Raw genomic sequence first — 11595 nt, 5'->3', positions numbered from 1 at the left:
CCCGCATCCATGCGGGCTGCCCCGGCCTTCCGGGAACGTCTCAGCGATTTTGAGGCCGCCAGCACCGGCAGTTTCAGTAGCCCCAGCGCCAGCGGTGATTTGGGGCTCCAGGCCGGGTAAGGTGTAGCTGTCACCCGGCAAAATACGGCACAAGAGCGGCACAAATACGGCCCAACAGCGTAGCCGGGATAAAGGTGTCACGCATCGCTATCCGGGATTCTCCCTGCTGGCGCGATGCGCAGCCGCTTCCGTGTTAATCTCCAGGTGTCGCAGGAATGACTGAAGAATCTCCCCCTTAGCATCAGCAGCAGGCTGCCGCTTAGGCCCCGGAGAACACTCTCTTAAGGTTGCAAGCGCGGTAGAACTCGATCAACGAGGTTAAAAGGGGCTTCAGCGCGGAACGTGAGTTAAGGCTAATCAGGGCAGGGGGACCGGCAGAATTTATAACCCGATAACCGACTGCGCCGGGCCTTCAGCGCCATTTGGCTGGACTGCCACAGGGACATCATCTGGCGCTGTCATGCCGCTGACGCGGCATACTGAAGCTCGTCGATGTTGTAAGTGTACGAATGCTATTACAGAATTTCACGTCTACTGTGTGCCAGGAGCGAAAGATCACCGTTGAACTCATAGCATATCGAGATATTGCTAACTTTACCGCATATTAATCAATGGGAGTAGATCACATGCATGAGATACCTTACAACAGAGTAGTGGGTCCGGAAATTGCAAAAAAGAATGTTGAATCTATTAACAGTTAGCGCTAATTTAAGTGATTAATGTGTTCTTTCAAAACTATTCCTTAGAGCGATTTTGAATAGGTGATGTGTGCTTACTTTAACAAAACAGAAAGAAATCTTCTCAAATGCGATAACAGAGAAATTTTATGTCAAGGATGAACTTCTCTCCGATTGTATAGGTCTGGGAAGAAAATGCTCAAACAATTACTCTAAAGTTGAGGGATTTAACGCAAGGAAAGGGTTCGGTTACGCCCTTCTGACCTACTTTACTTCACGAACCTTGAATATTCACAGGATACCTTTTTGCCTCGACCGGATTTATCAAAAGTATGTAAGCCATGTTGGGGAGTATGACAAAAAGATACTTGAAAATCTTACGCAGGGAAGAGTTGATGCAATTTGTAATGAGTTGAAAGAGTTATATCTTCACACTCAACAAAAATTCAGATATGCAGGGATTGAAACGGTCAATTTACGACGTCAAATCAATTATCACTCTGGTGAAATGATTGATTTGTTAAAAAGCGCAAAACTACTAAATCTTAGCAGTATAGATATTGAAATGGATACACTTAATTCATTTGGTGAAAGTGATGAGTATCCGAAGGATTTTTATATAGACATGGAAATTCCTGTTGATAATGTTTTGTATTGTAGTGTTTTAATCGATTCAGAACATTGTTCAGGACCGCTTGTTGAAGAAGGTGAATGGGTGATAATCAATAAATCACCAACAGGCGTAATTACTATCCCATTAAAAGCCATTCATGTAAAAAGAGAAGATAGTTCGCTCTACATCCCTAAAGTGAATAACACAAAAGACGCAGAGGAATTTATGTCTAAGTATTCACCTGTTTATATTAACCCATTTTATAATCACAAAAGAGAGTTTGTATGATAATTGTTTATTATGTGAAAATGATACCCACCGATACAGCATTTATAAAGCAGATTTCATTCAAAAAAGATCTTCGTATGGCGCTTATTGATGCGGGGCATCTAAACTAGCTGCATTAGTCGGCTCGTTGTCTCATCAACATAGACCAGCGCGGTACAGGCTGGAGCACGGTTCTCAAACCAGTGGTGGTCACGGCCATCTATCTGTATCAGTTCGCCACAACAGGCCCTGCGATAGCGTGGCTGCTGAATTTTTGGCGCACGTTGCTTACGGGGGATCCAGAGACCAGCTTTAACCTTAAGTGACGGGACACAATTTCTTTAGACAGGTGGACATCGTGCAGTTCTGCAAGATTTTCACACGCCAGCGTCGGCCCAAAGTCTGTATAGTGCTCACGTATAATCTGAGTGCATACTGGGCAAGAAACGCGGTGCAAGCCAGTCAGTTAGCTAGCGAGTTTTTGTAGGCCGGGTAAGGCGCAGCCGCCACCCGGCAAAAATACGGCACAAGCGCGGCCCAACAGCGTAGCCGGGATAAGGCGTCACGCATCGCTATCCGGGATTCTCCCTGCTGGCGCTATGCTCAGCCGCTTTCGTGTTAGGCTCCCAGGCGTAGCTGGAATCACTGAAGTACATTCCCCTTAGCATCAGCAGCAGGCTGCCGCTTAGGCCCCGGAGATCCCTCCCTTAACGTTGCAAGCGCGGTAGATCCCGAGCACCGGAGTTAAAAAGTATTAGCTGAACGTCTTCAGCGCGGGACGCGAATCAATGCTAATCACCCGAGGGGGTTAGCTCGCTCATGTTCCCCGACGAGCAGGATCGCGCTGCCGACAACTGGCAAAAGAGTCGTTGATATAGTCGCTCAGCGCCCACTTGTCCTGATAGCCAAACGTCCTCGGGAATGGATGTGGTACGAAGCGCCAGGTAAGGAGTTCAACGTGATTGCCGCTGAAGACGCGGTGTTCACGGATCATCTCATCTGGTAACCTGTCACTCGCGCCGTTGGTAACGTGAATATTCATGGTTAACTTTGGAACTCAGACGATTAATGAAAACTAGCAGACTATTCACTTTAATTTTGCCATTGTTACTGACACTCTGCGTTGGCACAGAGGCCAGCGCCAGCACACCTTCAGGCAGCATTTCCTCTGCAAACACATCAATTACCACTCGTGATAAGAACGGAAACCTACTGCCGAGTTTCCTGCGGATTCAGTACGATGTTGATTCAGATGGCAGAGTTCAGAATGTAAAGATACTTGAATCGACAACGACTCCGGAGTTGGAACATCAAATCATTGATAAAATGATTAAAAAATGGCGCTTTGAAAAGGGCAAACCGGGAATAGCTCAAAGATTAGTCGTCAAGATCCCACCCAAATCAGACGGCGGTCCCGCGAATAAGCAATAAGCACTTTTGAGGATTAATAGCCTGACGCATCATCTACGCCGGTAAAGTCCCCTGGGTGCAAGGAGCGGATAATGGTCCGGATTAATTTCTGTTAATAAAGAAGCATGTCGCTCCATATACTCTCCATGATTTGCAAAAAATAAATCAACAAACCTCTGTCAGAATTTTCTTTCTGAACAGGAGGTACTATGAATAAAATAAACTATCAAATCAAATACATTGAATATATGTTGAGAAAATGCAGAACCATTTTGACTAATGACATTTCATTTCATGCAGACAGGTTAAGAGAAATATCTGGCACATATCCGGATTTACTCAATCCTGTGACGCTTAATGAGAAAATCTGCCATCGCATTTTATTTATCCACAACCCATTTTATACGATGCTTGCTGATAAACTTCTGGTCAGGGAGTATGTTGAGAAAAGAACTAATTTAATCAAGCTTATTCCTTTAGTAGGTGTTTATAACAGAGTTGATGATATTGATTTCGATAAACTACCCCCTAAATTTGTTTTGAAATGCAATCATGATAGTGGAAGCGCGGTCATATGCACGGACAAAACGAATATTGATCCCGCTAAGGTTAAAAGCAGATTAAAACTATCTCTTAAAAAGAACATGTATTATACGACCCGAGAATGGCAGTATAAAAATATACCACCTGTGGTCCTATGCGAAATGTATCTGGATCTATTTTCCAGTAAACACCGGAGTATAACTCCGGAAATGCTAAGAATACATTGCTTTCACGGTGTGGCATGTTTTATCGAGGCAGACTTTACTGACAGCGATGGAAACGAATTCATTAACGTTTATGACAGATCGTGGAATTTACAACCCTTTCAGATGGAATACCCAAATACGCCATTGCCGGTTGATGAACCAGAATCATTTCATAAGTCCGTTATTGCCGCCCAGGACTTAGCAAAAGAAATAGACTACTGCCGCGTCGATCTTATGCTAAAAGGAGAAGATATCTATTTCAGCGAAATAACACTAAGCCCCAAAAGAGGCAAACTTAAAATCACCCCATCAATTTGGGACGCCAAAATCGGCAGTATGTGGGATCTGTCTGTTGCTAAAACAAGTTCAATCGAGCCTGTATATTCATGCCCTTAAACAGGCCATGAGAGTTTGAAAAGTGAGCCATTTTCTGGTGTCATACTATAGCTAACGTCTCCGCCGTGGGCGCACATAATGGCTTTAACTACCGACAACCCCAAACCACAGCCCTCTGGATTAATATTTTTGGCGTATTGTCCTCGCTGAAAAGGCTGGAATAAGGACTTCTGGAGTTCTTCAGGAATTCCAGGTCCTTTGTCCTGAACGATAATAAAATTATCGTTTCCTGTAATACCATTCTTTATTAACAGCGTTTGTGATGTGGAATATTTTAAGGCATTGTCAAAAAGAACGGTGAGGCACTGAATAATGCGTAAGGGATCGCAAACGCAATACTGATGGTTAATCTCAGTGACAATTTTGAAATGCTTTTTATCAAAATCCGGCCAAAAGGTATCAAGCGCATTTGAAATCGTGGACTTGAGATCGACTTCACTCAGCATCAAGGAGTACCCAGCGCCTCCTGACGAACTCACGACGCGGAGATCCTCAATTAAGTTGGTCAGACCTTCAGTTTGTTTAAGAAGGTTCCTGAATAACGACGGTTCTGGTTCGAAAACGCCGTCAACCAGTCCTTGAAGCCTCCCACGTAAGATAGTCACTGGCGTCCGGAGTTCATGAGCAATTGCAGCATTCCATAAATTTCGCTGCGCATCCAGCGTCTGTAACTTTTCAGCCATCTCATTAAAGTCATTGACGAGCCTATTCATCTCTCCCAACTTAGAACTGCTGTTAAATGCTCTGGCACTAAGGTTTCCCTGAGAGATTTGTTTCAGGCTGTATGCGACGTCATTCAGTGGGTTGAATATTCTGGCAGACAGCTTTACGGTAAAGAAAAGTGCAACGACCAGACTGGTAATGGACGCCATCAGAATCCACATCCAGTCAAGGAATGTCATGGCATCTTCACTACCTTCGTTCATTCCACCCGGCAGGTAATAAATCAGGAAACTATAAAATAAGTAGGAACCGAGTATTGCAATGGCAATAATAACAAACGTTAACAACAACATATATGTCAAAATCTGACGACTCAGAATCGTTTCTTTGTTCATTTTTTGTCACCCAACCGGTAGCCTAATCCTCGGATGCTTTCCGGAATGCCCTTCAATCCGGCATGTTCAAGCTTTTTCCGAAGTTTACTCATATGACTGTCTACAGTACGATCCAGCGAGTCTCCCTCAGGTAAACACGCATCGAGTAACTCTTCACGTGAACAGACTTTTCTCGGGTTTCTCGCCAGATAGGTTAAAAGCTTAAACTCAGTGGTGGTTAATACTGGCGTGGAAACTTCACCTTGTGCAGTGATTTCAACGTAAAACTCATCAGGATAAATCGTTAAAAAAGGCGTTCTTAAAGGCCGTGAATGTGTAGACTCTGCAACCGGTCTGGTTCTGCGAAGCACAGCTTCAACCCGGGCAATAACCTCAGATGGATTAAAGGGTTTTATCACATAGTCGTCCGCCCCGAGTCGTAGCCCCATCAGTTTATCAACGTCTTGATCCAGTGCTGTCACCATGATGACCGGTACATTCGTTTCCTTTCTTAACGTGGTGAGAACATTCCAGCCATCGTACACGGGCAGGTGGATGTCCAACAGCAGGAGATCAGGCTTGTTCAGACGGGTAAGATTGATTGCCTGCTCACCGTCTTCAGCTCTTAAGGTTTTCATACCTGCCTTACGTAAATAGCCTGTCAGTATGGCAGCGATGTCATCATCGTCTTCTGCGACGATAATCAGATTGTTGTTGTTCATATTTTCTTCCACAGTGCTGAGGACAACATGCATTTTACCCTGAAAGCACTTTTATCGTCATGCTTAAAGTTCTTTAACTCAATTACAAACATGAATTTTCAATTTGATGTTTTTGGACAGATATTTTTTGGAAAAGTTCATCAAGAAATTTTCTTAAAATTTTACCAGCCACGCTCTCCATATTCACTACACATTTTATAAATAATTAATCAACATCGCTAAGTGATAATCTCCAACCAGGTTAAGTGTTGCATGCAATATGTACTTTGTCTTAGGAGGTTTAGGGTGTTGACTAAATGTTTTTTCCGGCGCGAGAATTTGATGGCCTCACTTTTATTTTGCATCGTTTCATATGGGTTGTTATCTACCTGGCTTTACCTTGTGCATTCAATTAATGAAAAAGTAGAATCCACATTACCCTCATCTTTACTGATTCGTGTTTTGATAATCATTACAGCATTATCATTTATCATTCAGAAAAAAGCTGGAGTTATTAAAAGCTTCATTGCAATAACATTCGGTCTGATTTTACTGTTTATACACACCATCATTGTATTGCATCTGCTTTTGAATACTTTTCCAGATATTTATGATTTTGTTTTTTATTATGAATTTTTTTTAATGGTTTTCTTTTGCGGACTACCTTTATGCTTATGTATAAGAATGGTTTGATATTATGCAATGTCAACATGATACATAACCTCAGGAGTGAGTACACATATCCTCCATAAAACATCCATTCACGATTGACATCATCACGTTACACTTAGCCCATTGATTTATGACTGCTCTGTTATGCTGTCTCGTTTCACTTAGCTAAAAAATAAACCAACGGCAGAACCCTTTACACCCAGATGTTTAATACAAATTTATCATGATTCATAAAGGCAACAACAAACCTATGGCCCCCGGGGTTGCTATCTCACTTAAGACACTTGCCTGGCGGTACAGAAAGAAATTGTGCATTACTTTCATGCTGGTTATTGCTGAAAACGTTGCATTCCTGCTCTACCCCGTTCTGGCGGGCATGGCGATAAATGCCATCCTGGGCGGACAGACGTCACATGCGGCCCTTTATGGCCTGATGGTTCTGTTCATGTGGTGCATGGGAGCCACCAGACGTAGTGTCGATACGCGAACGTTTGCACGTATCTACGCAAGTCTTGCTGTGACTGTAGTATTAGCCCAGCGAAAATATTCACTTAATCACTCGACTATTGCTGCGAGAGTCACTCTGTCCCGTGAATTTGTAGATTTCTTCGAGTTGCACCTGCCGGTATTGATCACCTCGATCATTTCCCTTTTCGGCGCAGCAATTATGCTGTTATGGATTGAGTTCTGGACAGGTATAGCCTGTTTGATCATCGTGGGAATACTGATGTGTTTTGTCTCAAGCTATGCCAGCAAAAATGAGACATTCTACAGACGGCTGAATAATCGCCTTGAGAAAGAGGTCGATTATGTTAATAAGGCGTCTTTTAGTGCTCTTAAGCGACATTATGACACACTTGCCCGTCTGCGCGTGGTGTTATCCGACAGAGAGGCAAGGGGATATTTATCAATAGGCCTTCTGGTTTCGGCTCTCTTTTCCATGACCATTATCAGGATGAGCATGGAATCCGGAATTAATGCCGGACATATTTATTCCGTCATGACCTATATGTGGATGTTTGCAACAAGCCTGGATGACGCACCACAACTTCTTGAGAAATTTTCCCAGCTCAGGGATATCGGTAAACGGGTTTCGACAGACGATGAGACCTCTTTATCAGGATAACCATGCTGAACTTTTACCCTTTGTATGTTGACTGGAAGTACACCTGATGCCGCACTTTTTCATTGAGCGCCCCATCTTCGCATGGGTTATTGCCCTGTTTATTGTTCTGACGGGACTGTTGTCCATACCTCGTTTACCGGTTGCGCAATACCCTGAAGTTGCGCCACCCGGTATTATCATTTCAGTGAGTTACCCCGGAGCCAGCCCGGAAGTGATGAACACATCCGTCGTGTCTCAGATCGAGCGTGAAATTGCGAGTGTTGACAATTTACTCTATTTTGAATCTTCCAGTGACACGACAGGGATGGCGTCAATTACGGTAACTTTCAAACCCGGCACCGACACCAAACTCGCCCAGATGGATCTGCAGAACCAAATTAAAATTGTGGAATCCCGCCTGCCGCAGTCGGTCAGACAGAATGGGATAAATGTTGAGGCAGCTAATTCCGGTTTTTTAATGATGGTGGGGTTAAAATCGCCAAACGGAGACTATCAGGAAGCTGACTTAAGCGATTATTTTGCAAGGAATGTTACTGATGAACTCCGTCGCGTACCTGGTGTAGGTAAAGTCCAGCTTTTTGGCGGAGAAAAGGCACTCCGCATATGGCTGGACCCGATGAAATTACACAGCTATGGGCTCTCTGTTACGGATGTATTAAGCGCCATCAGTCAACAAAACGTGATTGTTTCACCGGGCAGAACCGGAGATGAACCCGCGACGAGCAGCCAAGAGGTGACCTATCCAATAACGGTAAAAGGGCAGCTCTCTTCGGTTGAAGAATTTCGCAATATCACGATTAAATCACAGGTCTCAGCCGCCCGGGTGACACTGGCAGACGTTGCCCGCGTGGAATCCGGGTTGCAAAGTTACGCATTTGGCATCCGTGAAAATGGCGTGCCTGCAACGGCAGCCGCCATTCAATTGTCTCCTGGCGCAAATGCGATTAGTACTGCGTCGGGTATCCGCGCGCGGTTAACAGAACTGTCCGGTGTGCTTCCCGCGGGAATGACATTCACCGTGCCTTTCGATACGGCTCCATTTGTAAAGCTATCGATATTGAAGGTAGTTGAGACATTTGTTGAAGCCATGGTTCTGGTCTTTTTCGTGATGCTGCTTTTCCTTCACAAGATACGCTGTACGCTTATTCCTGCGATTGTGGCACCCGTGGCGCTGCTCGGCACATTTACCGTAATGCTATTAAGCGGTTATTCCATCAATATTTTAACCATGTTTGGAATGATACTGGCCATCGGGATTATTGTTGACGATGCTATTGTTGTGGTAGAGAACGTCGAACGACTGATGGAAGACAAAAAAATGTCTCCACAGGATGCAACGCGAGAAGCGATGCGTGAAATTACGCCGGCAATCATTGGTATTACGCTGGTGCTCACTGCAGTGTTTATACCAATGGCCTTTGCCAGCGGTTCTGTGGGTATTATTTATCGACAGTTCAGCATTTCGATGGCGATATCCATTTTACTGTCGGCATTCCTGGCGCTGACGTTAACGCCTGCGCTTTGTGCAACCCTGCTCAAACCACATGGTATTCATCAGGGTAAAAGCAGCGCATTTTCAGCGTGGTTTAACGCTCACTTTCATCGCCTCACTGCGTTTTACGCCACTGGTCTTGGATTTGTACTGAAGCGTACTGGCCGTATGTTGATGATCTACGCTGCATTATGTTTGGCATTGTTTGCCGGGCTGTCCTCCTTACCCTCATCATTTTTACCTGATGAAGATCAGGGTTATTTTATGTCCTCAATCCAGCTTCCTTCTGATGCCACGATGCAGCGGACGCTTAAGGTCGTCGATACATTTGAAGAGGAGATCGCTCATCGGCAGGCGGTAGAAAGTAACATTATGATCCTGGGATTTGGTTTCTCAGGGTCAGGCCAAAATTCGGCCATGGCATTCACCACCCTCAAGGACTGGAAACAACGCAAAGGAACCACGGCACAGGAAGAAGCTGACCATATTCAGTCCCAAATGGCAAACGTGCCGGACGCCGTAACAATGACTCTGCTGCCCCCGGCAATTTCTGATATGGGAACCTCATCCGGGTTCACTTATTATTTACAGGACAGAGGGGGGAAAGGCTATCAGGCACTCAAAAAGGCGGCCGATGAGCTTATTGTACAGGCAAATCATAATCCTCACCTTGCCGATGTCTATATTGATGGACTTGGTGAGGGAACAAGCCTTTCCCTGCATATCGACAGGGAAAAAGCGGAGGCCATGGGGGTATCGTTTGATGAAATAAATCAAACCATTTCCGTTGCAGCAGGTTCCAATTATGTGAATGACTATACCAATAATGGTCGGGTTCAGCAGGTTATCGTCCAGGCGGACGCGCCATACCGGATGCAGCCTGAACAACTTTTGGTTTTGTCTGTCAAAAACCGTCTGGGGCAGATGCTTCCATTATCCACTTTTGTGTCGCTTTCGTGGAATGTTGCACCGCAGCAACTGATACGCTATCAGGGATATCCTGCCATACGCCTAACCGGGAGTGCCGCACAGGGAAAATCGTCAGGTACCGCAATGGCGGCAATGGACAATCTGGCTAAGCACTTACCACCGGGGTTCGCCGGTGAGTGGGCGGGAAGTTCGTTACAGGAAAAAGAGTCTGCATCACAGCTTCCGGGTCTTATTGTGCTCTCGGTACTGGTGGTATTCATGGTGCTGGCTGCTCTATACGAAAGCTGGTCCATTCCCTTCGCGGTCATGCTCGTTGTTCCTCTGGGGCTGCTCGGCGCTGTGCTGGCCGTATCCGTTACGAATATGACGAATGACGTCTTTTTCAAAGTGGGTCTGATAACTCTGATTGGACTTTCCGCCAAGAATGCGATTCTGATTATCGAGTTCGCGAGACAATTGCTGAAAGAAGGAAAGAGCCTTATTGACGCGACATTGACGGCTGCAAAGCAACGCTTACGGCCAATTCTGATGACATCTCTGGCTTTTACATTAGGTGTTGTTCCGCTGATGCTTGCCAGTGGAGCCAGCGACAGCACACAACATGCGATTGGTACCGGTGTATTCGGCGGGATGATTAGCGGAACGCTACTGGCTATTTTCTTTGTTCCGGTATTTTTCGTGACGATCACACGATTTACTGGCATGCGAAAAGACAGGCCGGGGAATAGCCGGAACGGCTAATCTCTGCCCTGTGTTCCGGCCAGTTTAAAACAGACTTTTGCTGACCTGGCTGGCATTACATTTTCAAGGACATTATGAACATTATTACCACGCAAAGGTTAATCATTCGCCATTTTAAGAAAGAGGATGCGCCAGCACTTTTCGATTACCTCTCTTCACCACGTACTCCTTGCTTTAAGGATGAAAAGTTACATTCACTCGCTGATGCAGAGGTCGACGTGGCTAAACGAGCCTCTGACCCAGCACAGTATGCCGTTTGTCTAAAAGAAACCGATACCGTAATCGGACATCTTTTTGCGGACAATAGCAACGAGCCAGACAGCAATACCTGGTCAGTAGGCTGGCATTTTAATCAACGTTATGAACATCAGGGATATGCAAGCGAGTCAGTTGCTGCACTGTTTGATTATTTATTTAAAGTAAAAGGTGCCAGACGTTTGTACGCCTGGGTAGAAGTTTACAACCTGGCCTCTCAAAAACTCTGTGAACGTTTGCATATGCGACAGGAAGGTTGTTTTAAAGAGTTTGTCTCCTTTGAAAACGACGATGGTAAGGCAAGGTATGACGACACATACATCTATGCGTTACTGCATAAAGAATGGACGAAGTAGAGGGTGAAGAAAAATACATGCTCCTCGCTCAAAGCAGGCCTTCATCCCAGTCAGATTGCCCACGTCGTGCCAGAGACCTTCAAATATCGTTGCTGCGTTTTGCACGATGCTCA

Annotated in this window: 9 protein-coding genes and 2 pseudogenes; 8 read left to right on the top strand and 3 right to left on the bottom strand. The window is 45.1% G+C overall.

The genetic code is table 11. The features are described from left to right. The first annotated feature begins 828 nt into the window (after positions 1 to 828). Both QLG03_RS12225 and QLG03_RS12220 read left to right on the top strand, forming a co-directional pair. Positions 829 to 1638: a hypothetical protein gene (locus QLG03_RS12225; protein ID WP_137910608.1), complete on the top strand. Its 810-nt coding sequence runs from the start codon at positions 829 to 831 to the stop codon at positions 1636 to 1638. Positions 1639 to 1645: 7 nt separating this feature from the next. Beyond that, positions 1646 to 1748, top strand: a pseudogene (locus QLG03_RS12220) (GrpB family protein); the annotation flags it as partial. On the opposite strand, the pseudogene QLG03_RS12215 reads toward QLG03_RS12220, so the two are convergent. Beyond that, a pseudogene (locus QLG03_RS12215) lies at positions 1743 to 2044 on the bottom strand (ISNCY family transposase); the annotation flags it as partial. The pseudogenes QLG03_RS12220 and QLG03_RS12215 sit on opposite strands and share 6 nt — an antisense overlap. 641 nt (positions 2045 to 2685) lie before the next feature. On the opposite strand from QLG03_RS12215, the gene QLG03_RS12210 reads away from it, so the two are divergent. Next, positions 2686 to 3048, top strand: coding sequence for a TonB family protein (locus tag QLG03_RS12210; RefSeq protein ID WP_236947492.1), 363 nt, complete (start codon positions 2686 to 2688; stop codon positions 3046 to 3048). Between the two features lie 188 nt (positions 3049 to 3236). After that, positions 3237 to 4172: an ATP-grasp fold amidoligase family protein gene (locus QLG03_RS12205; RefSeq protein WP_255987803.1), complete on the top strand. Its 936-nt coding sequence runs from the start codon at positions 3237 to 3239 to the stop codon at positions 4170 to 4172. On the opposite strand, the gene ccrB is transcribed toward QLG03_RS12205, so the two are convergent. Beyond that, positions 4169 to 5230, bottom strand: a complete 1062-nt coding sequence (gene ccrB, locus QLG03_RS12200) for a HAMP domain-containing histidine kinase CrrB (protein ID WP_023290017.1) — start codon at positions 5228 to 5230, stop codon at positions 4169 to 4171. The two genes, QLG03_RS12205 and ccrB, sit on opposite strands and share 4 nt — an antisense overlap. Further along, positions 5227 to 5931 (bottom strand): response regulator, encoded by a 705-nt coding sequence (locus tag QLG03_RS12195; protein WP_004151175.1) that lies wholly within the window; start codon positions 5929 to 5931, stop codon positions 5227 to 5229. Before QLG03_RS12195 ends, ccrB begins: the two co-directional genes overlap by 4 nt. Before the next feature lie 252 nt (positions 5932 to 6183). Here QLG03_RS12195 and QLG03_RS12190 point away from each other — a divergent pair, with 252 nt between their 5' ends. The 4 genes from QLG03_RS12190 (at position 6184) to QLG03_RS12175 (ending at position 11482) form a co-directional block, all read left to right on the top strand. Beyond that, on the top strand, positions 6184 to 6603 hold the full coding sequence (locus tag QLG03_RS12190; RefSeq protein ID WP_162923982.1) for a transporter: 420 nt from the start codon (positions 6184 to 6186) through the stop codon (positions 6601 to 6603). Between the two features lie 229 nt (positions 6604 to 6832). Beyond that, the gene (locus QLG03_RS12185) at positions 6833 to 7708 is read left to right on the top strand and encodes an ABC transporter six-transmembrane domain-containing protein (protein WP_048297681.1); all 876 of its coding nucleotides are present in this window, start codon (positions 6833 to 6835) and stop codon (positions 7706 to 7708) included. A gap of 46 nt (positions 7709 to 7754) precedes the next feature. Further along, the gene (gene kexD / locus QLG03_RS12180) at positions 7755 to 10871 is read left to right on the top strand and encodes a multidrug efflux RND transporter permease subunit KexD (protein WP_282473642.1); all 3117 of its coding nucleotides are present in this window, start codon (positions 7755 to 7757) and stop codon (positions 10869 to 10871) included. A 74-nt stretch (positions 10872 to 10945) separates the two neighbouring features. Continuing rightward, positions 10946 to 11482 carry a GNAT family protein gene (locus QLG03_RS12175; RefSeq protein WP_117136046.1) on the top strand — a complete coding sequence of 179 codons (537 nt, stop codon included), beginning with the start codon at positions 10946 to 10948 and terminating at the stop codon, positions 11480 to 11482. Positions 11483 to 11595: the final 113 nt, after the last annotated feature.

Origin of the sequence: Klebsiella sp. V115_8 (genome assembly GCF_029967715.1) — a bacterium.
GTDB classification, from domain to species: domain Bacteria; phylum Pseudomonadota; class Gammaproteobacteria; order Enterobacterales; family Enterobacteriaceae; genus Klebsiella; species Klebsiella quasipneumoniae.
Note: the sequence above shows the minus strand (reverse complement) of the source record. Positions and strands in the feature narration are given on the sequence as shown.

Bases quoted from the DNA above. Each gene is read 5' to 3' on its own strand.
- QLG03_RS12185 (WP_048297681.1), top strand. From the start codon at position 6,833: ATGGCCCCCGGGGTTGCTATCTCACTTAAGACACTTGCCTGGCGGTAC.
- QLG03_RS12210 (WP_236947492.1), top strand. From the start codon at position 2,686: ATGAAAACTAGCAGACTATTCACTTTAATTTTGCCATTGTTACTGACA.
- QLG03_RS12190 (WP_162923982.1), top strand. From the start codon at position 6,184: ATGCAATATGTACTTTGTCTTAGGAGGTTTAGGGTGTTGACTAAATGT.
- kexD (WP_282473642.1), top strand. From the start codon at position 7,755: ATGCCGCACTTTTTCATTGAGCGCCCCATCTTCGCATGGGTTATTGCC.
- QLG03_RS12205 (WP_255987803.1), top strand. From the start codon at position 3,237: ATGAATAAAATAAACTATCAAATCAAATACATTGAATATATGTTGAGA.
- ccrB (WP_023290017.1), bottom strand. From the start codon at position 5,230: ATGAACAAAGAAACGATTCTGAGTCGTCAGATTTTGACATATATGTTG.
- QLG03_RS12175 (WP_117136046.1), top strand. From the start codon at position 10,946: ATGAACATTATTACCACGCAAAGGTTAATCATTCGCCATTTTAAGAAA.
- QLG03_RS12195 (WP_004151175.1), bottom strand. From the start codon at position 5,931: ATGAACAACAACAATCTGATTATCGTCGCAGAAGACGATGATGACATC.